Genomic DNA, 23,707 nt, shown 5'->3' with positions numbered 1-23,707 from the left:
ATGAAAGGCATAATCCTTGCCGGTGGATCCGGAACGCGGCTTTATCCCATCACTAAGGGCATCTCTAAGCAGCTCATGCCCATCTATGACAAGCCGATGATCTACTACCCATTGACCACGCTCATCCAAGCGGGCATTCGGGAGATCCTCATCATCACCACCCCAGAGGACGCCGGAGCTTTTCAAAGGCTCTTCGGGGATGGATCCCAGCTCGGGTTGATGATCGATTACGCCGTGCAGCACCGGCCCGAAGGGTTGGCGCAGGCTTTTTTGATTGGGGAGGATTTCATTGGTGATGACAGCGTTGCGCTGGTCCTGGGCGATAATATCTTCCACGGCTTCGGCGGGGAGCTAAGCCAGTGCCGCAATCCAGAAGGCGGCATCATCTTCGCCTATGAAGTATCGGATCCGCAGCGCTACGGCGTCGTGGAATTCGACCAGGCTGGTCAAGCACTGAGCATCGAAGAAAAGCCGGAGGAACCGCGGTCTAATCATGCCGTCGTCGGGCTGTATTTCTACGATAACTCGGTCATCGATATCGCTAAGTCCATCACGCCAAGCGATCGCGGGGAGCTCGAGATTACCTCCATCAACGAGGCCTACCTGCGCCGCGGCGCGCTAAGTGTGCAGCGCCTCCATCGCGGCAGCGTGTGGTTGGATACCGGCACCGTCGATTCCATGAGCGAGGCCGCCGCCTACGTAGAGGTGATGCAGAAGAGGACGGGCATCATCATCGGTTCCCCCGAGGTGGCGGCCTGCGAAGCCGGATTCATCTCCCAGGCAGAGCTGGAAGCGCTAGCCCAGCCCCTCCTCAAATCCGGCTACGGAGAGTACTTGCGCGATTATTAGTAGCCGCGCTCGATGTACTCGTCGATGCGCGCCGCTTCCGCTCCCACCGTCGTGGCATCGCCGTGGCCCGGCAAGACCTTCGTATCTTCCGGCAGGTTGAAGACGACGTTGCGCAGGGATTCGATGATGACATCGAAATCCGAGTACTTGCGCCCCGTCGCGCCAGGGCCGCCGTTGAACAGGGTATCGCCAGACAGCAGCGTGCCATCGACGTAGAGGACGACGCAGCCCGGCGAGTGGCCCGGGGTGTGGTAGACGGTGATCTTCTCGCCGTTGATGTCGAACTGGCCGTTATCGGCTAGGTCGATGTAGTGGGCATCGCCATTCGCCTCTCGCCAGAGCATGTCATCGTCCGGGTGCATGTAGACATCCGTGTCGAAGCGCTTCGCCGCCTCCGGCGCGAGCTCGCAGTGGTCGTTGTGGCCGTGGGTCAGGATGATGCCCTCAACCTGGCGATCGCCCACCAACTCTGCCACGGCATCGAGATCGTGGGAGGGGTCGACGATGTAGACGCTGGAGGCATCGCCAAGCACGTAGACGTTATTGTCCACGTCCCATTCGCCGCCATCCAAGCGGAACTTGCCAGAAGTTACAGTGCTTTCAATCTGCATTAAAATTCCACCACCGAACGTAGTACCTTGCCGTCCTTCATAGTTTGGAAGGCAGACTCGACATCGTCAAGCGCGATGCGCTCCGAGACGAACTTATCCAGCGGGAAGTTGCCGGCCTTGTGCAGGGCAACGTATGCGGGGAAGTCGCGTTCCGGCAAGCAGTCACCGTACCAAGCCGGCTTGATGGAACCGCCGCGGCCGTACAGGTCAATGGCGGGGATATCCACGTGGTCGGTCAGGTTAGGCACGCCCACCATCACCATGCGGCCGGCATGATCGCGGGAGTAGAAGGCCTGGCGCCACGTCGGCTGGATGCCCACCGCGTCGATGGAAACGTCCGTACCGAAGCCGCCCGTGAGATCGCGCACCACATCGATGACCTCCTGCTCCGACATGCCCTTCGAGCAAATGGTGTCGGTGGCGCCGAACTCGCGCGCCGTCTCCAGCTTGGACTCGTCGATGTCTACGGCGATGATCTTCGCCGCGCCCGCCAGCTTCGCACCGGCAATCGCCGCCACGCCGACGCCGCCGCAACCGAAGATGGCTACGGACTCGCCCAGCTGGATATCGCCGGTATTGACGGAAGCGCCCAAGCCGGCCATGATGCCGCAGCCCAGTAGGCCGGCAGCTGCGGGGTCCATGTCATCGACCTTCGTGCACTGGCCCTCGTGGACCAGGGTTTTCTCTGCGAAGGAACCGATGCCCAGCGCAGGGGTGAGCTCGGTGCCATCCTCCAAGGTCATGGCTTTCGAAGCGTTGTGGGTATTAAAGCAGTACTTGGGCTCGCCCTTCTTGCAAGCGCGGCACTCGCCGCACACTGCGCGCCAGTTCAGGACGACGAAATCGCCCTCCTCCACGTGGGTAACCGAAGAGCCTACGGTCTCCACCACGCCTGCCGCCTCGTGGCCCAACAGGAAGGGGAAGGCATCCTCGATGTCACCATCGCGGTAGGCCAAGTCGGTGTGGCATACACCGCAAGCCTGCACCCGCACGATGACGTCATTGGGGCCGGGATCGGGAACGACGATATTTACGGTCTCAACTTCCGCGCCCTTAGAGCGGGCAATAACAGCTTTTACAGTCATGTCCACAACCATACCTACATTTTCAATATGGCCGCGGTAATGAAAATAGTTGCTAGGAAGCCGCAATCACATTGGCCGCGTGCTCGTGGCCACGCTGGTTCATGTGGATAGGCAAGTTACCCGCGCCCGCCGTAAAGTCCACGAGACCTGCCCACATGCGGTCATTCGCATTAGCGCACATGCCGTTATTGCGGGTCGATGGCTTCATATCCAAAAACTGCACGCCGGTGCGGGCCGCCAGATCAACCTGCATCCACTGCGCCTTATTCTCGTAGTCCTGAACCATGGGCAGGAAGGTCGAATCCAGCGGCGTCGGGCCAACGTGGACGAGGCAGTAGTGCGGCCCCGAACCGATGGTGGGGTAGCCCACGATCTGAATGCGGGCATTCGGCGCGGCGTGCTTGATCCGCTCAATCTGCGGGGCGGTGCGATCCGTGAATTCCCGGCGAATCTGATCCATATTCAGATCGCGGTGGTTATAGGTGTCGTTGAAGCCGGTGGTAATCAACACGCGCGCGGTATCTGGGGTCAGCGCGCCCGATCCGATGGCGGCATCCACCTGCTGCCAAATCTGCGGGCCGTTCGACATCGACACCGCACCAGAGCAGGAGAAATCGCGCACCGGCAGGCCCATTTTGGCGCCGGCCCGCTTCGCATAGTTGAAGGAGGTGGGGCAGTTTTCCCCGATTACCCGCGTTGGATTGAAGCGATCCTTCAAGTATTCCCCGCCATTCGGATCCGCCATGACCGAGTCGCCAAAGGAAACGAGATTGCGCTCTGCCGCGCTAGCCTGCGGAGCCGCTACCGCCACGCCCACCACCGCGATCGCGGAAGCGACGACCGAAAATGCCTTGAGTTTTAGGGATTTCATTGAGGGACCTTTTCTTCAAACCTTGTAACTTAAGTGTAGATTAGTCACTCCAGTAACATTTTTCGAGTTAGAAGCAACATCATCTTTTCTTCTAACGATATCGATCGTAGTTATATTTTTGTTATCTTCGCCTTTTCGGAGTTATCTCTTTCATGAAATTGTCTGATGTTTCCTTCCACGCGTCCGCGCTCAGCCAGTTCTTCCCTGCCCTCTTCAAATCGGGGCTGATTACCCAGCAAGGCGGGCTGAGCGGGCAGATCAAGCTCCTGCCCAACCTCGCGCGCTACCGCTTCACCACGGCGCGTGAAATCGAGCAGGCCTATTTGACCTGCCCCGATCGCCTCGCGCTTATCGATGACGACGGCACCCTCACCTACCGCCAGCTGCGATCCCACGCGCAGAATTTCGCCCGCTACCTAGAGTCCCTGGAGCTGCCGGAAATCCGGCTCGGCGTCATGGCCCGCAACGGCCGCGGCATCATCATCCCGCTCGGTGCCAAGGGCTACGCTGGTGCCGGGATCTACCTGCTCAACGTCGGTTCTTCCCCAGAGCAGCTGGCCGGCTGCATCGAAGAAAATGGCATTAACGTCCTCGTCATCGATGATGAATTCATCGACCGCGTCGACCCCAACCTCGATATCCCGGTCATCATCGCCCACGATACGGGGGCAAGCGATCTGCCCACGCTCGATAAGATCGTGAAGAATCCCCTGGATATCGCGCTGCCCGCCTTTCCCAAGCACGGCCCCATCGTGCTGATGTCCTCCGGCACGACCGGCATCCCCAAGGGCATCGTCCGTCCCGAGCCGACGTTGCCTGTCGTGCTCGCCTCCATCGTGGGCAATATCCCGTGGCGCGCCGATCAGCGCGTGCAGATGACGGCCTCCATCTTCCACACTTGGGGGTGGGCCTGCATCAATATCGCCTTGGGGCTGCGCAATACCATTGTCACCCGCCGAATTTTTGAGCCGGAGCAGGTGCTTGATGATGTCCAACGCTACCGCCTCGACGGCATGCTCTCCTCCCCCATCTTTTTCAAGCGCTTGGTGGATCACGATCCCGAGGGCGCCTTCGATACCTCGAGCCTGAACTTCATCGCCTCTGCCGGCAATGCCCTTACCCCGCAGGTGGTCAAGGACACCAATGCGCGCTTCGGCCCCATCCTCTGCAATGTTTATGGTTCCACGGAGCTGGCGCTTGCCTCAACGGCCACGATGGAACAGGTCGCAGAAAACCCCGATGTTGTGGGCAAGGTGGCCAATGGCACCAAGCTGCGCATCCTCGATAAGGAGGGCCACCCCGTTCCCCACGGCGAGGTGGGCGAAATCTACCTCACTAATTCCACCGCCATGACCGGCTATACCAACCCCAAGCTCAAGCTCAATCGGATCGATGGATTGTTGTCGATCGGCGATCTTGGGTACATCGACAAGCAGGGCTTCCTCCACGTCGTGGGCCGGGCCGATGACATGATCATCGTGGGCGGCGAGAATGTCCACCCCCAGTCCGTGACCGAGGTGCTCGAGGCCATGCCCGGCATCGATGAGGTGCACGCGGGTGGCGTGGAGGATAGCGAGACCTTCAGCCGCATCGCCGTCTGGGCGGTGCCTACTGCCGATGCCGCCGGCCGCGAACTGACTGCCGATGCCATCCGCGCCTGGGTGCACGATAAGCTCGCCGAGCACTCCGTGCCCCGCGATGTGCATTTCTTATCCAAGCTGCCGCGCAATGCCACCGGCAAGGTGGTTCCGCGCCTGCTTAAGCACGGCGACTAAATTTTTCAATGCCCCACCACATCGGTGGGGTAAAGAGCACGGCAATAAGCCAATAAATCAACCAGAAGCTGCCGTTTAGCCCTACCACCGCGATGCTAACTACAAGGATCGCAGCCGTCACCGCGCTGGCATATACGGATTTTCTTACATTATTATCGGACTGATTCCCAGACTCGGTTTTCGACTTCCCGCTGAGTTTCCGATCCACTGCGCGGATAATATCGCCGCCAAAGACCAGCGAAAATGCGATATAAAAAGCTGCGAAACCGTGCATGAATCCCGCTTCGCCGTCAGTATGCAGAGTGAAAAATGAGAAAATTAACAAGACTATGTCAATAATTGGCGTAGCGATAAAGAATGCCAGTCCAATTCTTGGGGCCTTGACGATGTATCGGAGAACACCGCCCAGAATAAGGCACGCCCAAAAGAGGATTTCTGCTGCGACGGTAGCAATAAGCAGTGTCTCGTTCCTTCCCTCATCGAGGCCATATGGCCTGCTTCTATTGAAGGAGAGTTTATATTAAGGAAGAACCCCGCACATATAAAAATGGAGCCGCCTGCGAGAATCGAACTCGCGACCTTTTCATTACGAGTGAAATGCTCTACCGACTGAGCTAAGGCGGCGCGCTGCTTAAAGCAGCACTGGCGATTCTATCGCAGGGGTGGCGCGGAAAAGAAATCGGGGCTCAGGCCTGGTTTTTGGCGGGCCGGTGTTAAACTCCGGCCCGATACTAGCGACGGTCCCGGTACTAGACAGCCCCCAGCGCTAGAGGCAGGCCCGCCGCAGCCTGCCCACCAAGCCGTCGAAGGCAATCTGCGTGCCCACGTTCTGGGTCAGCTGCTCGCGGCAATAAGAAATGGCGGACTGGCACTCCAAGAGGCCCTCCTCGCTCACCCGCTGCGCCAGCTCGCCAGATAGCCCCGCGAAATCCGGGTGGGTCATCTCCACCTGCGCGCCCACCTTTGTCATCAGCGCGTCGCGGTAAATTCCGGAGAGATCGACGAGCACCAAATCGAGGTTATCGATGACCCGCCGCTTCGCCCGCTTCTTGTGCTGTTCTTGTAGGTCCTTGATAGCGGAGCGAGCATCGCGCTGCGCCTTCGCCGCGCCCTTGCCCTTCGCGCCCACGCCAAAGGTATTTTCCAGCTTGGCCAGCTCCGCTTCTTCTTCCTCCTTGTGCGATTCCTTCGCCTCCGCATCCACCAGCTTGAGAAGCGAGGTCACCGCTTGGAATCCCTGGGATTCGTGGAAGATGTCCTCGGCCAGGTTGATGGCCACCGCGCGGCGCTTTTGCACCGTAGGATCCGCCACCAAGTGGCGCGCCCTGCCCACGTGGCGCAGGGAAGTCACGGCGGCGAGGCGGGCATCGTGATCCGAGGCGCCTTCGCTCACCAACTGCGCAACGATATTCTCCACCGACGGCGAGGGAATGTACAGGTGCCGGCAGCGCGAGCGGAGGGTCTGGGAGAAGTCCTCGGGGGCATCGGAAGGTGCGCACATGATAATCACAGTGCGCTCCGGCGGCTCCTCCACCGTCTTGAGCAGCGCGTTGGCGCCGTTATTGTTGAGGCGATCCGCGTTATTGAAGATCACGACGCGCCACGGGGCAACCGTGGGCAGGCTCGCGGCGCGCCCAATGACCTCGCGCACCGTATCCACCGGGATAATGACCTCCTGCGGATCCACCAAGACCAGGTCCGTGTGCTGCTTAGTACCCAGCACGGCGCGGCAGGCCTCGCATTTTCCGCAGCCCGGCTCCTCTGGATCGGTGCACATGAGCGCGGCCGCGAAATCGATTGCGGCCAAGGAACGCCCGGAACCAGGAGGGCCGGTAAAGAGCCAGGAATGGCTCATCGCCCGCGGATCTGCCCCCGGCATCCCCCGCGCCGCCCGCGCGGCACCCAAGATAGTGCGGGCCACACCTGGGGTATCTGCCAATCGTTGCGCAACGCTTCCCGTATTCACTCGCTCTAGCCTACTGGTCTTACTACAGTAAGTAGTTATGAACAGACTATTGCGTGGCGCTCGTTGGCTTATGGGAACCCAATGGCCGGTATACGCTGCCTTGGTCTTGGGCGCCAATCTCATCGGCGCCATCGCGATCATGACCTTCATCCTCTATTTCCTGCCCATGCCGGAAATCGAGGACTTTGCCGCCGAGCTGCCCAACCTGAAGGGAGTGGCGGCGGTCTACCTCATCTTTGCCGTCATCATCGGCATCGCCGCCACCCTACTGCTCTTCCGCCCCGTGCTGGACTGGCAGCGCAATCCTGATGCACACGATCCAAATATGGTGCGCACCCTCGTGCTGCGCATCCCCGTGTACCAATCCCTGGTCGCGGCCGCGGTCTGGCTCATCGGCATCATCTTGACGGTGGCAATCTCCAGCGGGCAATCCGGGCGGCTCGGGCTCGTCGTGGGCATCTCCACCACCCTGGCGGGCCTGGTGGTCATCATCTTGACCTACCTGCAGGCAGAGCGCCTCGTGCGTCCCGTCGCCGCGCAAGCCGTCGCCCGCCGCTTTGAAGATTCCACAGTCGAACCACCCATCAAATATCGCCTGTTTTCCACCTGGCTGATGACCTCCGGTGTGCCGCTGCTCGGCATCGTGCTGGTGCTGTTGGGGCAGCACACCGGGCTCTTCTCCGGCGATGCCAGCGAAATCATCCCGGCCATCGTGGCACTGGCCCTCACGGCCTTGGCCACTGGGTTTATCGGCACCAGCTTCGCCATCATGAGCGTGGTCGATCCCATCGTGGAGCTGCAGGATGCGATTAACCGCGTACGCCGCGGCGAGTCCGATGCCGAGGTCGATATCTACGATGGATCCGAGCTCGGCGTCCTGCAGGCAGGTTTCAATGAGATGATGCGCGGGCTGCGCGAGCGCCAGCGCGTCCGCGATATCTTCGGCCGCTACGTGGGCACCGAGGTGGCCCAGCGCGCCCTTGATGAGCGCCCCGAATTGGGCGGGGAGGACCGGAAGGTCGCGGTGCTGTTTATCGATGTCATCGGTTCCACCACCTTCGCGGTCAACCATTCTCCCGAAGAGGTGGTCACGGAGCTCAATAAATTCTTCGAGCACGTCGTGACGGTGGTGCACCGCAATAAGGGCATCATCAATAAGTTCCAGGGCGATGCCGCCCTCGCCGTCTTTGGCGCGCCGCTCAACGTCTATGACTCGACCTCGATGGCCCTGCAAGCCGCCCGCGAGCTGCGCGGGGAATTGCGCGGGCTCGAGCTGCAGGCCGGCATCGGCGTCGCCTCTGGCCACGTGGTGGCCGGCCACATCGGCGGCGCGGATCGCTTCGAGTACACCGTCATCGGCGATGCCGTCAATGAGGCCGCCCGCCTGACCGAAATGGCCAAGGACACCCCTGGCCAGGTCCTGACCAATGCTGCTACATTAAAGACCGCCAACGAGGCCGAACAGGCCCGCTGGACCGTCATGAAATCCATCGAGCTGCGCGGGCGCCGCCGCATGACCCAGTTGGCGCGCCCCATCCGCGCCAGCCTGGCAGAAAGGTGCGAAATCTAATGGCAAGCACCCGCCTCATCGTGCCCGATGCTGCGCGCGGAATGGCGCTTTTAGGCATCGCGATAGCGAATATGACCACCGCGTGGATCATCACCGAGGACCGCCCGGGCGCGTATTTCGGCGGCATCCTCAATGACAGCGTGCTCGATAAAATCGCCGTCGTCTTCGGCGCTTTCTTCGTGCACAACCGCGGCCTGCCCATGTTTTCTACCCTGCTGGGCTTCGGCGTGGGGCTTATTGCGATGAGCCTGTGGCGGCGGGGATTTCCGCTGGGGGAGGCAAGGAGGGTCATCGCCAAGCGCTATGGCTTCCTCGCGCTGTTGGGCGCGGTGCATATGGTGCTGCTGTTTTGGGGCGACATCATGTTTGTCTACGGCATTGCGGGCATAGTCATTGCCCTGCTGCTCACGCTGCACAATTCTACGCTGCGCAAGATTTCTAATATCGCGCTCGGGGTGCTGACGGTGCTCGGCATCGCCGCGTTTATTTTCTCCGCGATTGACGGCGGGCTCGATATCCCCGTCGATGCCATTGGCACGGTAAATTCCTACGGTGACCTGCTGCTCAGCCAGCTTCTCACCCTGGGCGCACAGATCATCTCTGCCCCGCTCATCGTGCTGATGTACCTGCCGGTCATGCTGGTGGGCTTTGTGTGGGCGCGCGAGGGCGTGCTTGCCGATGTCCCCTCTCACCGCCCCCAACTCCTGCGCTGGGTGGCCATCGCCGCCGCCGTAACGCTGGTCATTGGCACGCTGTGGTCCTTAGGCACCCTCGGGGTCATTGATGAGCGCTGGGCGAACGCCGCCAGTAGCGCCAATTCCACCCTCGGCGTGCTAACCGGGCCGGGGATCCTCGCCGGGCTCGCGCTTATCCTGCAGCCCGTGCAAGAACGCCTTGCCGCCGGTACCTCCGCGCCCGCGCTCTTGTGGCCCTTCGTCGCGCTGGGCAAGCGATCCATGAGCGGTTATGTGGGCCAGTCGATACTGTTTTTCCTTATCGTGCATCCCTTCACGTTGGACTACGGCCATGACCTTGGCGCCTTCGGCCAAGCCGCCCTCGCCTGCGGCGTGTGGCTGGTAACCGTGATTGGCGCCTGCGTGCTCGAAGCGCTGGGCCTGCGCGGGCCCTTCGAGGTGGTGCACCGCCGGCTATCTTATGGGCCGAGCATGCAGCCGGAGCGGAGCGTACCTCGTCAGGGCCTTACCTAGTCAGGGCGTCAACTAGCAGGAAGTGCCCCAGAGCAAAGGCGCCGGCCTCCGCCGCGCCCACCACCCGGGCCGCCTTCGTGGGCTTGGCTTGTTTCTTGTTTTTCTTCAGTATCCGCGTCTTCTGCTGAGACTCAGCAAAAGACAGCCACGCCCGCAGCGCAGTCAGGCCTTCCGCCGCGACCAAGAGATTGGCGCCGTGGCTCAAGCCCTTCGTCGCATCGGTGCGCAGGCGCAGATCGCCCGCCAGCGCCGAGGTCGTGAGCACCGCCGCGCCGCCCACCGCTACCGCGGTCCGGGTGGGCTGCTTGCGCGTAGCGACGAGCGCCGCCGCCCACGCCATGGCGCGCAGGCCCCACCCGCGGGCATCGTTGCGCGCGCCGCGCCGATAAAGCACCCACGAATACGCCGCGTGGCTAGCGGTCACGCCGGCCACCCCGAGGAAGGAGGGGTGCTGCAAGCGGCGCGCCTTTTCCACCTGGCCCACCGCGCCGGCTAACAAGGCGGGGCTCAGGGTAGGGTCCTGCGCCTCCGCGGCCAATAGCGGCAAAAGCGGCGCGCTCGTGACGGCGTGGGCCTTCTTCCAGCCAAAGAGGCAAGACCATACCGTGGATTCACCAAGCGCCAGGTACGCGAAACGCCGCCAGCCCCGCGGCGTGCGCCGGGCTGGGTCGGTGACATCGGCAAAAGTTTCAGACACCGCGCGGGTTAAGGCCGCGGTGCCTTCCTCGGTGCGGGCAAGAAAATCATTCATGCCCGCCACCTTACTTATTTCCGCGCTTATTTCTTCCGCGAGCCGGCTTTAACCACGTTCTTCGTGCCGGGCGAAGGCTTCGAGCTGGATTTCTTAGCTGCCTTCTTAGTGGCCTTTTTGCTCGACTTTTTGGTCGCCTTCTTAGTGGCCTTCTTCGTCGATTTCTTCGTCGACTTCTTTGTGCTCTTCTTAGAAGACTTCTTCGTGGACTTCTTCTTCGTCTCCCCAGAGGCCTCTTTGGCGCGGCGCTCGGAAAGGAGCTCGTTGGCGCGGGCATCGGTAAGCTGCTCCGGATCGTCGCCGCGGCGCAGGGACGCATTGGTGGTGCCGTCCGTGACGTACGGTCCGAAGCGGCCATCCTTAACGGTCATAGGCTTGCCCGAGACGTCATTATCGCCGAGTTGCTTGAGCGGCGGCTGTGCGGCCGCGCGGCCTCGACGCTTCGGCTCCGCATAAATGCGGCGGGCCTCATCCAAGGTGATGCTAAAGATCTGCTCTTCTTTAGCCAGCGAGCGCGAATCCGTGCCCTTCTTCAGGTAGGGGCCGTAGCGGCCGTTTTGGGCGGTAATCATCTCCCCGTCGTCCACGCCCACCTCGCGCGGCAGGGACAGCAGCTCAAGGGCCTGTTCCAGCGTGACGGTCAGCGGTTCCATCGAGCTAAAGAGCGAGGCCGTGCCAGGCTTCAGCTTCTCATCAATGTAGTCATTGATGATCTTTTCCTTCTGCTTCGCGGCCGTCTTGGTCTCCCAATTCTTGGCGCGCTTGCCTTCCTCGGCGCGCTGCTTATCCTCTTCGGCGCGCTCCTTGGCGACGATCTCCAAGGCCTCCGCCTCGGCCTTCTCCCGCTCATCATCGCGGACGACCTCGGTGACATAGGGGCCGAAGCGGCCTTCCTTCGCCACCACCATGCGGCCGTTTTCGGGATTCTCGCCCAGCTGGCGCCCGCCCTGCGAGGTAGCAAAGAGCTTTTCCGCCAGCTGTTCATTCAGCCCATCCGGGGTCACCGTCTCCGAGAGGTTGGCGCGCTGGTATTCCACGCTGCCGTCCTCGTTGGTGCCGATCGCGCGCTCGATATAGGGCCCGTAGCGGCCGACGCGCACGAAGACCTCGCGGCCCTCCGAATCGGTATAGAGCTTGAGCGAGTTGACCTTGCGGGCATCGATGGCCTCGAGGTTGACATCGATAAGCGATTTCAGCCCGCCATGCCGCGCAATGGAGGCCGCCTTGTGCTCGTTGGCCTCAGCGTTGCCAAAGTAAAAGCCGTTGAGCCAGTCCGTGCCATCCTCCGTGCCGGTGGCAATCGAGTCCAGCTCATCTTCCATGGACGAGGTGAAGTCATAATCCACCAGCTCGGTGAAGTTTTCCTCCAAGAGGCCCACCACGGCGAAGGCTACCCAAGAGGGAACCAGGGCGTTGCCGCGCGAGACCACGTAGCCGCGGTCCTGGATGGTCTTGATGATAGAGGCATACGTCGACGGGCGCCCGATGCCCAAGTCTTCCATCTTTTTCACCAGGCTGGCTTCGGTATAGCGCGCCGGCGGGTTGGTGGAGTGGCCTTCTGCCGAGACCTCTTCGGCCTTCAGATCGCGGCCTTGCTCCAGGTGCGGCAGGCGGTTCTCGCTCTTCTTGCTCGTATCCTCGTCGGCGCCGTAAGCCTTCAAGAAACCCGGGAAGGTAATGGTGCGGCCGGTTGCAGAGAACTCGACATCATAGGCGCCATTATCCGTGGTCGCGGTGCCGGCGACCGCCACCTTCATGGAGGTGCCCTTGGCATCGGCCATCTGCGAGGCCACGGTGCGCTTCCAAATTAAGTCATAGAGCTTAAATTCCTCCGCATCCAGCTGGCTAGACAGCTGGCCCGGGGTGGCAAAGGACTCGCCGGCGGGGCGGATCGCCTCGTGCGCCTCCTGCGAATTCTTCACGCGGCGGTCATAGACGCGCGGGGAATCCGAGACGTATTCTTCACCATAAATGCTGGTAGCGGAGCTGCGCGCGGCGTTCAAGCCCTGCTGGGACAGCGAAGAGGAGTCCGTACGCATATACGTAATGTGGCCGTTTTCGTAGAGGCGCTGCGCAATGCGCATCGTGCGCTCAGAGGTAAAGTGCAGGCGCCGGCCCGCCTCTTGCTGCAGCGTCGAGGTCATAAACGGCGCATAAGGCTTGCGGGTATAGGGCTTGTGCTCTACCCCGGCTACTGTCATGCCCGCGCCCTGCAGGGACTTTTCCAAGGCCTCCGCCTGCGGCTGGGTGATGACGATGACGTCCTTGGTCTTCACGTTTCCGCGATCGTCGAAGTCGCGGCCCACAGCCACGCGCTTCCCATTAACCGCGGTCAGGCGCGCGTCAAAGGCCGACGGGCCCTCGCCGCTGCCCGCCCCCGCGTCCAGGGTAGCGAGCAAATCCCAGTAATCGGCGGAGATAAAGGCCATGCGTTCGCGCTCACGCTCGACGATGACCCGCGTGGCCACCGACTGCACGCGCCCAGCCGAAAGGCGCGGCATGACCTTCTTCCACAACACCGGGGAGACTTCGTAGCCATAGAGGCGGTCGAGGATGCGGCGGGTTTCTTGGGCATCAATAAGGTCATAGTCCAAATCGCGGGTGTTTTCCGCCGCCTCCAAGATGGCGGACTTGGTGATCTCATTAAAGACCATGCGGCGCACCGGCACCTTGGGCTTTAAGACCTCTAACAGGTGCCAAGCAATGGCCTCGCCCTCGCGGTCCGGGTCTGTTGCCAGCAAGAGGCTATCGCACTGCTTCAGCTTGGATTTAAGGTCAGCGACCTTTTTCTTCTTATCCGGGCTGACGACGTAGAGCGGGGCGAAGTCATCTTCCGGGTTAACACCCAAGCGGGCCCAAGATTCCTTCTTGAACTTCGCCGGCACGTCGGCAGCGCCCCGCGGGAGATCGCGGATATGGCCCACGGAGGCCTCCACGATGTAGTTATCTCCCAGGTACGGCTGGATCTTTTTCGCCTTAGTTGCCGACTCCACAATCACTAAAGTTTTGCCCGGCTCGGCCGCTTCTGCCACTTCGACTTCATCCCTTTCGATGATGCGAACATTAAAATTTGTGCGCTTTCAGCAATCGCCCCTAGCGTACACAGGTGGTTTATACCGTTCTTCGCACCATATACTCGGTAATACCAAAAGGCTGTGTAGGGGGCACTTCGCACCCCCACCGAACCGGTCTATACTGACCTTTTTAGAAAGTCCAGCAGCTGTGAAAGCATTGTTGGGGACGATAGCACACCCACAACACACCCCGTGGAGGATTAGATGGTTGACACAGTAACCATGTGGATTGAAGCCATCATGGGCACGGAGTGGGTTTATCCCATCGTGGGCCTGCTCATTTTCGGGGATTGTTTCTTTCCAGTGCTCCCCTCTGAAATCCCGCTGAATATGGTCGGCGCTTGGTCCGGTTCGCAGGGATTTCCGCACCTGCCCACCATGTTCTTTGTGGCGCTCGTAGCCGCCATGTTGGGCGATAACCTGTGCTTTTTGCTGGGCACGCGGTTCATGCCGCTGCTTAACCGCATTCAAAAAGGAACGAAGGCCTACGAGGCCCTCTCCTGGGTAAAACGCAATGTGCGCCGCGGCGGCGGCGCGGCCATTATCATTGCCCGCTTTATCCCCTCGGCCAGGCTCTTTATGACCATTTTGCTGGGGTCAATGCGCTTTCCCTGGCCGGTCTTCCTCTTCTTCGACACCATTGGCGTGATGCTCTGGGTATTCCAGGCTTTGGCCATTGGTTATGTCGGCGGCATGGCGTTCTCCGATACCCCACTATTTGCGATGGTCATCAGCATTATCGCCGCCATCTTCATCGGCTTGGGTCTGCAAAAGGCCCAAAACAGCATCATGGAGTGGTGGGATACCCGCCGCGGCTACGCCGAAACGCCCTACGGCGCTTAAAAACCCTAGAGAATTTTAGAGAATGGAAACGGCCTGCGCCTGGTCGCCCTTCGGGCCGGATCCAACCTCGAAGCTGACCTTCTGGTTTTCTTCCAAGGTGCGGAAACCGCTGCCCTGAATCTCGGAGTAGTGCACGAAGATGTCTCCACCGCCGTCCTCGCGCTCGATGAAGCCGTATCCCTTTTCGGAGTTAAACCACTTAACGGTTCCTTGTGTCATGGTGAACTGAGTTCCTTTTCTTAAAGAGGTAGCGCGGATTGCCGCGCCGGTAGTTATTCGGTAAATGGGTCCTCGAGCAGTACCGTGAAGTATAAAACCGCACCAAGACAACATTGGCCTGTCAACAGTGTGACACGTTCCACGCCAAAGCGATAGATTTAACTCACAAGGGGGTAAAAATTGTCTCACCCGGCTGGCGATAACCCCATTGGTGAAGAGCTCCTAGAACTCATCCAGCGGCGCCTTTCTGAGTCCACCCTGACGTTTCACACCACGCTCCCGGCAAAGCGGGCGCGCTACGCCGATTGGCCGGAGTGGGTGCTGCCGGGGTTGAAGGAGGAGGTGATGGATGGGGGCATCGGCAAGCTCTATGCGCACCAAGCCGAGCTCGCCGAATGCGCGTGGCAGGGCCGCGACGCCGTGATTTCTACCGGCACCTCGTCCGGCAAATCCTTGGGCTACCAGCTGCCCATCCTCACCAGGCTGGCGGAGGAACAGACCGCGTGCGCGCTCTACCTCACCCCCACCAAGGCCCTGGGATCGGACCAGCTGCAATCCGCAATCAAGCTGTGCCGAGGGATTCCGGAGCTCAAGAACGTGGTGCCCGCGCCCTATGACGGCGATACGCCCCAGGAGTCGCGGGCAGGCGTGCGCGAGCATTCACGCCTGGTGTTTTCCAATCCCGATATGGTGCACATGTCCATGCTGGCCGCGCACGCGCGGTGGGCGCGGGTGCTGCGCCACCTGGAGTTCATCGTCATCGATGAATGCCACTCCTACCGGGGCGTATTCGGCGCCAATGTGGCCCTGGTTCTGCGCCGCTTGCTCCGCCTGTGCCGGCATTATGGATCGCAGCCCACCATCATTTATGCCTCCGCAACCATGAATGACCCGGCCCGGCATGCCGAGCGCCTCACCGGCCGCCCGGCGCACGCGATTACTGAGGATTCCGCCCCCACCGGCGCGCGCACGGTCGCGCTCTGGGAGCCTGGGTTCTTGGAGGGCGCAGAGGGCGAGCACGGCGCCCCCGTGCGGCGCGCGGCCACCACGGAGGCCGCCGAGTTGATGGCAACCTTCATCGCGGAAGGCGCCCGGACCATGACCTTTGTGCGCTCCCGCCGCTCCGCCGAGGTCGTGGCGATGGTAGCCGCCGAGACCCTTTCCGGCAGTTTGGGCCGGCCGGATTTCGCGCAGCGCATCGCCGCCTACCGCGCCGGCTACCTGGCCGAGGACCGCCGCCGGTTGGAGCAGGCGCTTGACGATGCCTCCCTTTTAGGCGTCGCCACCACCTCCGCCCTCGAGCTGGGCATCGACGTCGGCGGGCTCGATGCCGTGGTCACCGCTGGTTTTCCGGGCACGGTGGCCAGTTTTTGGCAGCAAGCCGGGCGCGCGGGCCGCCGCGGGCAAGGCTCGCTCGTGGTGCTCGTCGCCCGCGATGAACCCATGGATACCTACCTGGTGCACCACCCCGATGCGCTACTGGGAAAACCGGTGGAAGCAAGCGTCTTTAACCCCACGAACCCCTATATCCTCTTTGGCCATATCTACTGCGCGGCGGTGGAAAAACCGCTGGATGATGCCACCATTGCTGAGTGGGGTGCCAGCGCGGTCATCCACCAGCTTGCGGAGCAAGGCCTCGTGCGCCGCCGGGAGCGCGGGTGGTTTGCCGTGCCCATTCCCGCCTCCAGCGCGGAGGAGCTCTCGCCGGAAACCGCCCACTCGGCGGTATCGCTGCGCGGCGGTGCGGGCGAGGAGGTCATGATCGTGGATGCCTCAGATGGGCGGCTACTGGGCACCATCGATGCAGCGCGCGCGACCGGCCAGGTCCACCCCGGCGCGGTTTACCTGCACCAGGGCGAAAGTTTTGTCATCGAGGAGCTCCTCCTATCCGATTATGTGGCACTCGCCCGCCCGGAGACCCCCGAGTATTCGACCACCCCGCGCTCTACTACGGATATTCGCATCGTGCGCGAGGCCGATAACCTGGTCAATTATTCCCCGGGCCTGTGGGTGGCGGACGTGGAGGTCGAGGTCACCGACCGCGTCACCGGGTACCAGGTGCGGCTTGCCGATGGCACCATCGGCGACGATATCCCCCTCGATCTCCCCGAGCAGCGGCTGACCACCCGCGCCGTGGCTTATACCATCGACCCGCTGGCACTTTCTGCGATGGGCATTACCGCCGCCGATATCCCCGGCACCCTCCATGCGGCCGAACACGCCGCCATTGGGCTGTTGCCGCTTATCGCCACCTGCGACCGCTGGGATATCGGCGGCGTATCCACCGCATTGCACGCGGATACGCTTCCCACCGTCTTTGTCTACGACGGCCACCCCGGCGGCGCCGGGTTTGCCGAAGAAGGCTTCCGCCGCTTCCCCGAGTGGATCGCGGCCACCTTTGAGGCGGTGCGCTCCTGCCCCTGCGAGGCCGGGTGCCCATCGTGCGTGCAATCGCCCAAGTGCGGCAATGGCAATAACCCACTGAGCAAGGACGGCGCCATCAAGCTGCTCGGCGCGCTCGTCACCATGACGCAGGAGGCCGCGGTTTAAACAGGGCCCGCCTTGGCCGTGGCGCTCTGGCCGCGCACCGCGGCAACGGCGATGATATCGGGTGCATTGTCAGTGCATTCCTCAAGGATCGCGCCGTTATCCCGCGCGGTGCTTTCTGCGGCCGCACACGCATCCTGGCCGGTGGCTAAGGCCCACGCGCCGGCTACCGCGGCAAGGTCCGCGGCCACCTGCGCTTCATGGCGCGCGGTCACGCGAGACCCCACCGCCGCGATGACCAGCAATAAGCTGATGATGGCGACGATGATTCCCGTGGCAGCGATGGTCGCGTATCCGTCCTCACCGCGCAGTTTGCTAGTCATTGCCAGCCACCTCCGCGGGAAAGACCGCCTCCGCGCTCATGGTGCCGATGGGAGCATCGACGCTTACCGATGCCCGAATAAGCCCCGCGCTTTCCCGCACGCTCACCCGGGCATCCTCGCGGGCCGGTTGGTACTCGACGCCGATGGCGTGCGACCTAGCCGCCGCGCCCGCCATATCCACCGCCGCGATATAGGACGCCATCGTCGCGATCGCACCGATGATGCCCGCCGCCACGAGGACGAGGGAGCTTAATGCCAGGGCGGCTTCGATGGTCACGGAACCATCGTCATCGACTACCGTGCGCATGATTCCTCCTTTCTTGTGTTCTAGTGCGCCCGGTTAGCTCGGGGTATTCGATAGCGCATCGGTGATAATTCCCTCGATGGCATCGACCACGCCGCCGCCGTTAATGACCATGTACAGCACGCCGGCAAGTGCCGCAGCCGCAAGCGATCCCATGGCGTATTCAATGGTGCTCATCCCCTCATCGTTGCGGACGAGGGCGCGGGTGAGCTGGGAGTACTTAATAAATAGTGCAGACATAATGGAGAGTCCTTTCTTAAAAGGTGTGGTGGTTGAGTAGAAGTGAAAAATGGTGCATCTAGAAAAGCTGCGCGCCCAAGCTGATCACTACGGGCGCGAGGCCTAGAACGATGAATGCTGGCAGGAAGCACACCGCCAGCGGGAGGGCAATGAATACTCCTGCGCGCTCTGCTTTAGCCGTAGCGTGAGCAGATGCTTCGGCGCGCAAAGAAGTACAGATTCGCGTGCATCCGGCGGCTATGGTGGCGCCGGACTGGCCCGATAAGATGACAAGCCCCGCCACGTCCTCTAATCCCGCATGGCCCTTCATGTGGTCCCATGCAGATTCCGTGGGCACGCCAACTCCTAGGAGCGCGGATACCGTCTCCCACAGGTGCTGGGTATCGGCCTCTGCCGTACGCGCGACTGCCGTAGCAGCGGCGTGCACCGTCAGGCCCGCACTCAGGCAAGCTGCGAAAAGCTCGATATCCCCGGCCACGAGGAGTGGATCCACGGTGGTAGAGGGCTGGAGTTTGCTCATCAATCCCCCGCGCACTGTTGCGCCATCGCGCTTCGTCGGGCCGGCGCGCGGGGTCTTCGCCGTGTGCTGCGTTGCGTTCTGTTCCATAGCCGGTCCCAGCCGCCCCTTGGCGGCCGGCAGCCCAACGAGCACGGCCAGCGCTAAGCAGATAAAGGCCATCATGGTGCCGCCTTCCTGATGATGACGCGGGACCAAGCAAAACCGCCGCAGGCAAGCCCCACCCCGATGACCAGCAGGATTCCGCCCACTCCCCCGCCGAGCAAAAAGCCCAGCGAATTGGCCCCCATCGCCCCGCCCATGGCGATGCCCGCAATGGGAAGGCAGGCCAAGACCGTCGCCGTAGCTTGGGGTCCTTGCAGCCCGGCCGCGGTGGATTGGTGGTGGCGACGCAGCGCATCCATCCGGCTTTGGGCCTGCTCAAAGAGGCTGGCCACCGCGATGCCATGCTGAGTAGATAATTCGAGCAGGTGGCCTAACCGGGTAAGTTCTGCATCCGCATGGGCTCCTGAGAGCGCCACGTGTGGGGGCGCGCCGCGCGCCGCCGCAGTAGCGGTGGATTCTAAGGCCGCGCTCATATCCCGCGGCGTCGTTACGGGTAGGGACTCCGCCCCGCGCGATAGCGCGCTTGCAAGGGTTGCCCCGGCGCGCAGGTCAGCGGTGACGACCCCGAAGTATCCGGCCAGGGCCTCGCGGCCGCGCCGGCGCGCGCGGGCGGCCATGATGTCCTTGATATACCACGACACGCACCATGCGATGATCGCTGCCGCGACCGCAATGCTCATCCGCCCGACCGAGAAGAAGACCAAGCTGCCGCAGAATACGGCACCCAAGATGACCAAGGAGCTGGCCTTTATACGGCTGCCCTTTCCGGCGATGCGGGCCGCGCTCGAGGGCGCAGACAGCAAGAGGGCTGCGGCGAGCAATAAGAAGCTAAGCATCCGCCTGATCCCCTTCTTCTTCGCGCTGTTCCTCCAACAGGGAAGCGGAGAATTCCGCAAAGCCGGGCGCGGGCCCCTCGGTTGCGCTCCAGATGATGCGCGGGGTGACCGGATTGCCTTCTAAGACGCCGATATGGGCCAGGCGCCGTCCGTGTGGCGTGCGCTCCATGGTGAGAACCACGCTGACGGCGGCCGCCAATTGCGAGTGCAGGGCGCTGCGGTCCAGGCCGCCGAGCGCGCCGAGGGCCTCCATGCGGGCGGGTACCTCAAAGAGGGAATTGGCGTGCAAGGTACCCGCTCCGCCATCGTGGCCCGTATTCAGTGCAGCGAGCAGATCGACTACCTCTGGGCCGCGAATTTCACCGACGACGATGCGGTCCGGGCGCATGCGCAGCGCCTGCCGCAGCAATTGCGCCATGGTGATTTCCCCGCTACCTTCAGCGTTTGCCCGGCGCGAGACGATGCTCACGCAATGCGGGTGGTGGGGTGATAGCTCCGCCGTATCTTCGATGACCACGATGCGCTCGCGCTCGGATACGGTCCCTAAAAGCGCCGAGAGCAGCGTCGTCTTGCCGGAACCGGTTCCGCCAATAACGAGGAAGGACACTCGCTTTTTCATCATCGCGATAAGCAGCTGGCCAATGTCTTCGGGCACGGTGCCATTGGCCACCAACTGCGGCAAGGTGGTCTGCGCCTGCCGCAATACGCGCAGGCTAATGCACGTTCCGCCCACGGCGGGTGGGCTTAAAAGGGCATGCACGCGGAGCACGACGCCATCGGGGCGCGTGACGCGGCCATCGGCAAAAGGCTGGGCATCATCAAGCCGCGTGCCCGAGGCCGCCGCCAACCGGGAAGCGAGCTGGCGCACCTCCCCATCGTTGCGAAAGGTGATATCGCTGCGCTCGAGCCCCTCACCGCGGTCCATAAAGACGTCTTCGGGCCCGTTAACCACGACATCGGTCACGCCCGGCCGGGCCAATAAGGCATCCAGTGGCCCCATGCCGGTGGCATCTTGGCGCAAGCGCCGGAGCAGATCCACCACGGCGACGTCACTGATAACCCCTGCTTCCTCGCGGATCCGCCGGGCCAAGCTAGAGGCGTCGTGCACCAGATCCGGCTCGGCGGCAATGACGCGCTGCATCTTCTCCATGGTCTTTTCCATGGTTTCGGCCGAACTATCCATCGCCGCGCTCATGCCCCTACCTCCTCGCGCACCGCACGGGCGGTCTTAGCAAGCGCCGCGGGGAGCCGGGCCGGTAATCCACCGATCTCGATGCTGCGGGTGAGCCCGCGCACGGTGGGCAATTGGGCGCTGACCCGGTGGTGGATGATGTCTTCTACCTCGGGTGCGCTGAGAGCCGCCCACTGCCGTTGGCGCAGGACCACCACGATGTCGCGCCGCGCCTCATCCAGGCGCAGGATGAGTTGTGCGGCCGCCGCTGCCGAGCGCACCTCCGCTGCCACCACCAGCACCACGTGCGTGCAGGAAGCAGGGATATTTTCCGCCGTGCAATCCACCACGCACAAGCCCTCTCCCGCGTGTGCCGCAGACGTCGCCGCCGCCAAAAGCGTGGCATCTAGCGTGAAGGTGTCTTTCACCGTACTGCGCGCTGCGGATAGCACCGCTATGCCATCGGCGGTAGAAGGCAAGGCGCGGTAGAGATCGGCGGCATCGATGCTGCCATCGCCAATATTGAGCTCTGGCCAGCGAGCGCCTGGCAAAGCTTCCACGCCGAGGAGGAGATCGAGGCCGCCGGAGTGCGCAGTGGCATCGATAAGAAGCGCCCGCGCCTGCTCACCCGCCGTGCAGTGGGATCGCGCCAGGGCCGCTGCAAAGGTGGAGGTGCCTACCCCACCGCTGGCGCCCACCACCGCGATGGTGGCGGTACCGGGGCGGTCTTCCGGTGGGTGCGCGGCCTGGGCGATTGCCGCCAGCAGGTCTTTAATTTCCGCGGGGATTATAAAGGCGCGGTCCGCATGGCAGGCAAGCGCCGCCTCATAATCAATGGGCCCTGGGTCCGCGGCGAGGAAAAGCACCGGGACGGGAGTGGCCTGTGCGGCTTGGGCCGAAGCGATAACGCGCGCCATAAGCGCATCAACCAGAACCGTATAGGCCCCGGCGAGGCTGCGCGGAATATCGCGGGGATCGGTGACCGTAATGACCTCGTGACTGGTCGCGGCGGCGGCATGGACCGCCTCGGCGTGCAAGGCTTCCTCGCCTATAGCAACGACGATGGTGGAGCGAGACTGTGCTGTATTCATGCCCCCTAGCCTGAAGCACCCGCGCCACCAGCACTAGAGACGTGACTTCCCGCCTGTGGATAAAAGCGCGAAAGCTACCACTTAGCGCTCGGTTAGTTGCATTTTCAACAAAGCCTTGTGGATAACCGTAGATATAGGTGACGGCCCGCGCATCGGGGGGTGCGCGCGGGCCGTCAGTAACCCGGCCTCGGGGGGCGAGCCGGGGCAGGCCACACTGTATATCGGGGCCTTGCACCGCTTATTATGACACGTTCATTACCCGATCACAACAGCTAAGAAAAATAAGCTACCTGCACGGTCCTGACCTGCACCGAATGGATGTTCACCGCCTACCGGGTACGGGCTTACGGTTAGGCCGCGCGGGCGATGGCATCGGCTTCTTTGCCGCCTACCTCCCAGGCGGAGAGGTGAAAAAGCACCACCTCGCCGGGGCTGTCGCGGTAGCTCGCGCGGCACTCGCGGTAGGCCGTGGAATGGCGGTGGAAATACACCTCTGGCACGGCGAACCCGCGGGGATCGAAGCCGGTGTGTATGGCGACCAGGCGGGCGGCAACCCGCGCCACCACGCCGCTGCGCGGGCCAAAGAATTCGCCTGCCGCGATTTCGGCATGCACGACGCTTGGCAAAAGATCGCGGAATGCCGGGCCGCTCCCCTGCGCAATCAGGCGCGCCAAGCCTTGCAAGCGCGCGCTATCGCCGCTGGGAATCCCGTTGCCGCCGGCAGCGACGTCGATGCGCGCGAGCACTTGCAGCGGCGCGCGGGCAAAGGAGCGGACGGTAGAATCCACCACCTCAGGTGCCGCTACGGAATACGCGCTGACCGCGCCGGCGAGCGGACCGCTTTCCACATCGCCTGGGCCAGGATGCGGGGGGATGGCGTGCCCATCCAAGGCCACGCTAGCGCGCGCCCCGCGCATCAAGGACTCCGCGGAGATGACCTCATACCTGCGCAACCCTGCGGGCCTGCGGTGGGCGCGCGCGATGGCCGCTGCAGCCTTTTCCGCACCTTCTTTCACCCCCGGAAGGCGAAAAAGCGGGGATAACGCGTCATTTTCTGGCATATACATTAGGATAGCCCTAGACGTCCCGAGCCCCGAAGGCCCCCTATCGTTGGCGTGACACCATGGAATCGCGCTATTTCTATTATCATTGGGGCCGTTACAAGGTTTAGATGAAAACGAGGAGAATTAATCGTGAGCAACGATGGATTATTTACTGACGGCACCGATCAATTCGCACCAAAGGTTAATTCGATTCCTTTGAGCGATGTTGATGCATCGTCCTCCGAAACCTCCATCGGCAAGTTGGTCTCCAATGCCACCGAGCAGATGTCCCAGCTCGTGCGCTCTGAGGTAGAGCTGGCCAAGACGGAGCTGGCGCAGTCCGCAAAGAAGGGCGGCATCGGCGCCGGCTTCTTCGGTGCGGCCGGCACCATCGCGCTGTACAGCTCCTTCTTCTTTTTCTTCTTCCTCGCTGAGCTCCTCGCGCTCTGGCTAGAGCGCTGGGCTGCCTTCTTGATCGTCTTCCTCGTGATGATCGTGGCTGCCGGCGCCCTCGCCCTGCTCGGCGTCAAGAACGTCAAGAAGGTCAAGGCGCCGCAGAAGACCATAGATTCCACCAAGGAACTCAAGAACCTGATTCCGGGCAAGGCGCAGAAGTCGCTGGACCGGAAGGATACTCACGGCCTGTATACCTAAACCGCACGCACGACTAGATCCGCCTCAGCCTTTCCTGGGGCGGATTTTCTGTAC

General features: G+C 62.2%; 23 protein-coding genes and 1 tRNA gene. 7 read left to right on the top strand and 17 right to left on the bottom strand.

Annotated features, from left to right (window positions below; all coding sequences use genetic code 11):
• Positions 1-849, top strand: coding sequence for a glucose-1-phosphate thymidylyltransferase RfbA (gene rfbA, locus ACP8IT_RS01205; protein WP_284897050.1), 849 nt, complete (start codon positions 1-3; stop codon positions 847-849).
• Here rfbA and ACP8IT_RS01200 read toward each other — a convergent pair.
• Genes ACP8IT_RS01200 through ACP8IT_RS01190 form a run of 3 tightly spaced genes read right to left on the bottom strand, consistent with a single transcriptional unit; the run spans position 846 to position 3,416 of the window.
• Positions 846-1,460, bottom strand: coding sequence for an MBL fold metallo-hydrolase (locus tag ACP8IT_RS01200; protein WP_284636612.1), 615 nt, complete (start codon positions 1,458-1,460; stop codon positions 846-848). The genes rfbA and ACP8IT_RS01200 overlap by 4 nt on opposite strands.
• The gene (locus ACP8IT_RS01195) at positions 1,460-2,545 is read right to left on the bottom strand and encodes an S-(hydroxymethyl)mycothiol dehydrogenase (RefSeq protein ID WP_284631724.1); all 1,086 of its coding nucleotides are present in this window, start codon (positions 2,543-2,545) and stop codon (positions 1,460-1,462) included. Before ACP8IT_RS01195 ends, ACP8IT_RS01200 begins: the two co-directional genes overlap by 1 nt.
• A gap of 52 nt (positions 2,546-2,597) precedes the next feature.
• Positions 2,598-3,416, bottom strand: coding sequence for a GDSL-type esterase/lipase family protein (locus ACP8IT_RS01190; RefSeq protein ID WP_005276540.1), 819 nt, complete (start codon positions 3,414-3,416; stop codon positions 2,598-2,600).
• 152 nt (positions 3,417-3,568) lie between these two features.
• Between ACP8IT_RS01190 and ACP8IT_RS01185 the strand changes: the two genes are divergently transcribed.
• Positions 3,569-5,191, top strand: coding sequence for an AMP-binding protein (locus ACP8IT_RS01185; RefSeq protein ID WP_490290242.1), 1,623 nt, complete (start codon positions 3,569-3,571; stop codon positions 5,189-5,191).
• Here ACP8IT_RS01185 and ACP8IT_RS01180 read toward each other — a convergent pair.
• The 3 genes from ACP8IT_RS01180 to ACP8IT_RS01170 all read right to left on the bottom strand — a co-directional run bounded on the left by ACP8IT_RS01180 (position 5,175) and on the right by ACP8IT_RS01170 (position 7,157).
• Entirely contained in the window at positions 5,175-5,516 is a 342-nt protein-coding gene (locus tag ACP8IT_RS01180; RefSeq protein ID WP_490290241.1) for a hypothetical protein, read from the bottom strand. The genes ACP8IT_RS01185 and ACP8IT_RS01180 overlap by 17 nt on opposite strands.
• Positions 5,517-5,739: 223 nt before the next feature.
• Positions 5,740-5,815 (bottom strand) — tRNA-Thr (locus tag ACP8IT_RS01175).
• 142 nt (positions 5,816-5,957) lie between these two features.
• Entirely contained in the window at positions 5,958-7,157 is a 1,200-nt protein-coding gene (locus tag ACP8IT_RS01170; RefSeq protein ID WP_284900328.1) for a DNA polymerase III subunit delta', read from the bottom strand.
• Between the two features lie 37 nt (positions 7,158-7,194).
• Here ACP8IT_RS01170 and ACP8IT_RS01165 point away from each other — a divergent pair, with 37 nt between their 5' ends.
• Together ACP8IT_RS01165 and ACP8IT_RS01160 are read left to right on the top strand one after the other, a co-directional pair.
• Positions 7,195-8,727: an adenylate/guanylate cyclase domain-containing protein gene (locus tag ACP8IT_RS01165; protein ID WP_034666788.1), complete on the top strand. Its 1,533-nt coding sequence runs from the start codon at positions 7,195-7,197 to the stop codon at positions 8,725-8,727.
• Positions 8,727-9,935 (top strand): DUF418 domain-containing protein, encoded by a 1,209-nt coding sequence (locus tag ACP8IT_RS01160; RefSeq protein ID WP_490290240.1) that lies wholly within the window; start codon positions 8,727-8,729, stop codon positions 9,933-9,935. The genes ACP8IT_RS01165 and ACP8IT_RS01160 overlap by 1 nt, the downstream gene beginning before the upstream one ends.
• On the opposite strand, the gene ACP8IT_RS01155 is transcribed toward ACP8IT_RS01160, so the two are convergent.
• Together ACP8IT_RS01155 and topA are read right to left on the bottom strand one after the other, a co-directional pair.
• On the bottom strand, positions 9,928-10,686 hold the full coding sequence (locus ACP8IT_RS01155) for a hypothetical protein (RefSeq protein ID WP_490290239.1): 759 nt from the start codon (positions 10,684-10,686) through the stop codon (positions 9,928-9,930). The two genes, ACP8IT_RS01160 and ACP8IT_RS01155, sit on opposite strands and share 8 nt — an antisense overlap.
• A 26-nt stretch (positions 10,687-10,712) precedes the next feature.
• Positions 10,713-13,718, bottom strand: coding sequence for a type I DNA topoisomerase (gene topA / locus ACP8IT_RS01150; RefSeq protein WP_490290238.1), 3,006 nt, complete (start codon positions 13,716-13,718; stop codon positions 10,713-10,715).
• Between the two features lie 246 nt (positions 13,719-13,964).
• Between topA and ACP8IT_RS01145 the strand changes: the two genes are divergently transcribed.
• Positions 13,965-14,603: a DedA family protein gene (locus ACP8IT_RS01145; RefSeq protein WP_023016600.1), complete on the top strand. Its 639-nt coding sequence runs from the start codon at positions 13,965-13,967 to the stop codon at positions 14,601-14,603.
• Positions 14,604-14,618: 15 nt separating this feature from the next.
• Here ACP8IT_RS01145 and ACP8IT_RS01140 read toward each other — a convergent pair whose 3' ends face one another.
• Positions 14,619-14,822, bottom strand: a complete 204-nt coding sequence (locus ACP8IT_RS01140) for a cold-shock protein (RefSeq protein ID WP_005276524.1) — start codon at positions 14,820-14,822, stop codon at positions 14,619-14,621.
• A 180-nt stretch (positions 14,823-15,002) separates the two neighbouring features.
• On the opposite strand from ACP8IT_RS01140, the gene ACP8IT_RS01135 reads away from it, so the two are divergent.
• Complete coding sequence (locus ACP8IT_RS01135; RefSeq protein ID WP_490290237.1) at positions 15,003-17,372, top strand: DEAD/DEAH box helicase; 2,370 nt, start codon at positions 15,003-15,005, stop codon at positions 17,370-17,372.
• Here the strand turns inward: ACP8IT_RS01135 and ACP8IT_RS01130 are convergent.
• The 8 genes from ACP8IT_RS01130 to ACP8IT_RS01095 all read right to left on the bottom strand — a co-directional run bounded on the left by ACP8IT_RS01130 (position 17,369) and on the right by ACP8IT_RS01095 (position 23,023).
• Positions 17,369-17,692 carry an Rv3654c family TadE-like protein gene (locus ACP8IT_RS01130; RefSeq protein WP_284611201.1) on the bottom strand — a complete coding sequence of 108 codons (324 nt, stop codon included), beginning with the start codon at positions 17,690-17,692 and terminating at the stop codon, positions 17,369-17,371. The two genes, ACP8IT_RS01135 and ACP8IT_RS01130, sit on opposite strands and share 4 nt — an antisense overlap.
• Positions 17,685-17,999, bottom strand: a complete 315-nt coding sequence (locus ACP8IT_RS01125; protein WP_005276517.1) for a hypothetical protein — start codon at positions 17,997-17,999, stop codon at positions 17,685-17,687. The genes ACP8IT_RS01130 and ACP8IT_RS01125 overlap by 8 nt, the downstream gene beginning before the upstream one ends.
• Positions 18,000-18,032: 33 nt before the next feature.
• Positions 18,033-18,236: a DUF4244 domain-containing protein gene (locus ACP8IT_RS01120; RefSeq protein WP_005276515.1), complete on the bottom strand. Its 204-nt coding sequence runs from the start codon at positions 18,234-18,236 to the stop codon at positions 18,033-18,035.
• Positions 18,237-18,294: 58 nt separating this feature from the next.
• Positions 18,295-18,918 (bottom strand): type II secretion system F family protein, encoded by a 624-nt coding sequence (locus tag ACP8IT_RS01115; protein ID WP_490290236.1) that lies wholly within the window; start codon positions 18,916-18,918, stop codon positions 18,295-18,297.
• Positions 18,915-19,694, bottom strand: coding sequence for a type II secretion system F family protein (locus ACP8IT_RS01110; protein WP_490290235.1), 780 nt, complete (start codon positions 19,692-19,694; stop codon positions 18,915-18,917). Before ACP8IT_RS01110 ends, ACP8IT_RS01115 begins: the two co-directional genes overlap by 4 nt.
• Complete coding sequence (locus ACP8IT_RS01105) at positions 19,687-20,889, bottom strand: TadA family conjugal transfer-associated ATPase (protein ID WP_490290234.1); 1,203 nt, start codon at positions 20,887-20,889, stop codon at positions 19,687-19,689. The genes ACP8IT_RS01110 and ACP8IT_RS01105 overlap by 8 nt, the downstream gene beginning before the upstream one ends.
• The gene (ssd, locus tag ACP8IT_RS01100; protein ID WP_490290233.1) at positions 20,886-21,956 is read right to left on the bottom strand and encodes a septum site-determining protein Ssd; all 1,071 of its coding nucleotides are present in this window, start codon (positions 21,954-21,956) and stop codon (positions 20,886-20,888) included. The genes ACP8IT_RS01105 and ssd overlap by 4 nt, the downstream gene beginning before the upstream one ends.
• Before the next feature lie 350 nt (positions 21,957-22,306).
• Complete coding sequence (locus tag ACP8IT_RS01095; protein WP_490290232.1) at positions 22,307-23,023, bottom strand: oxidoreductase; 717 nt, start codon at positions 23,021-23,023, stop codon at positions 22,307-22,309.
• A 126-nt stretch (positions 23,024-23,149) separates the two neighbouring features.
• Here ACP8IT_RS01095 and ACP8IT_RS01090 point away from each other — a divergent pair, with 126 nt between their 5' ends.
• Complete coding sequence (locus ACP8IT_RS01090) at positions 23,150-23,653, top strand: phage holin family protein (protein WP_023028175.1); 504 nt, start codon at positions 23,150-23,152, stop codon at positions 23,651-23,653.
• Positions 23,654-23,707 lie beyond the last annotated feature (54 nt).

The sequence above is a fragment of the Corynebacterium sp. LaCa_23 genome, assembly GCF_058182375.1.
Note: the sequence above shows the minus strand (reverse complement) of the source record. Positions and strands in the feature narration are given on the sequence as shown.

Coding starts and splice junctions, on each gene's coding strand:
- rfbA (WP_284897050.1), top strand. CDS start 1: ATGAAAGGCATAATCCTTGCCGGTGGATCCGGAACGCGGCTTTATCCC.
- ACP8IT_RS01200 (WP_284636612.1), bottom strand. CDS start 1,460: ATGCAGATTGAAAGCACTGTAACTTCTGGCAAGTTCCGCTTGGATGGC.
- ACP8IT_RS01195 (WP_284631724.1), bottom strand. CDS start 2,545: ATGACTGTAAAAGCTGTTATTGCCCGCTCTAAGGGCGCGGAAGTTGAG.
- ACP8IT_RS01190 (WP_005276540.1), bottom strand. CDS start 3,416: ATGAAATCCCTAAAACTCAAGGCATTTTCGGTCGTCGCTTCCGCGATC.
- ACP8IT_RS01185 (WP_490290242.1), top strand. CDS start 3,569: ATGAAATTGTCTGATGTTTCCTTCCACGCGTCCGCGCTCAGCCAGTTC.
- ACP8IT_RS01165 (WP_034666788.1), top strand. CDS start 7,195: ATGAACAGACTATTGCGTGGCGCTCGTTGGCTTATGGGAACCCAATGG.
- ACP8IT_RS01160 (WP_490290240.1), top strand. CDS start 8,727: ATGGCAAGCACCCGCCTCATCGTGCCCGATGCTGCGCGCGGAATGGCG.
- ACP8IT_RS01155 (WP_490290239.1), bottom strand. CDS start 10,686: ATGAATGATTTTCTTGCCCGCACCGAGGAAGGCACCGCGGCCTTAACC.
- ACP8IT_RS01145 (WP_023016600.1), top strand. CDS start 13,965: ATGGTTGACACAGTAACCATGTGGATTGAAGCCATCATGGGCACGGAG.
- ACP8IT_RS01140 (WP_005276524.1), bottom strand. CDS start 14,822: ATGACACAAGGAACCGTTAAGTGGTTTAACTCCGAAAAGGGATACGGC.
- ACP8IT_RS01130 (WP_284611201.1), bottom strand. CDS start 17,692: ATGACTAGCAAACTGCGCGGTGAGGACGGATACGCGACCATCGCTGCC.
- ACP8IT_RS01125 (WP_005276517.1), bottom strand. CDS start 17,999: ATGCGCACGGTAGTCGATGACGATGGTTCCGTGACCATCGAAGCCGCC.
- ACP8IT_RS01120 (WP_005276515.1), bottom strand. CDS start 18,236: ATGTCTGCACTATTTATTAAGTACTCCCAGCTCACCCGCGCCCTCGTC.
- ACP8IT_RS01115 (WP_490290236.1), bottom strand. CDS start 18,918: ATGATGGCCTTTATCTGCTTAGCGCTGGCCGTGCTCGTTGGGCTGCCG.
- ACP8IT_RS01110 (WP_490290235.1), bottom strand. CDS start 19,694: ATGCTTAGCTTCTTATTGCTCGCCGCAGCCCTCTTGCTGTCTGCGCCC.
- ACP8IT_RS01105 (WP_490290234.1), bottom strand. CDS start 20,889: ATGAGCGCGGCGATGGATAGTTCGGCCGAAACCATGGAAAAGACCATG.
- ssd (WP_490290233.1), bottom strand. CDS start 21,956: ATGAATACAGCACAGTCTCGCTCCACCATCGTCGTTGCTATAGGCGAG.
- ACP8IT_RS01095 (WP_490290232.1), bottom strand. CDS start 23,023: ATGTATATGCCAGAAAATGACGCGTTATCCCCGCTTTTTCGCCTTCCG.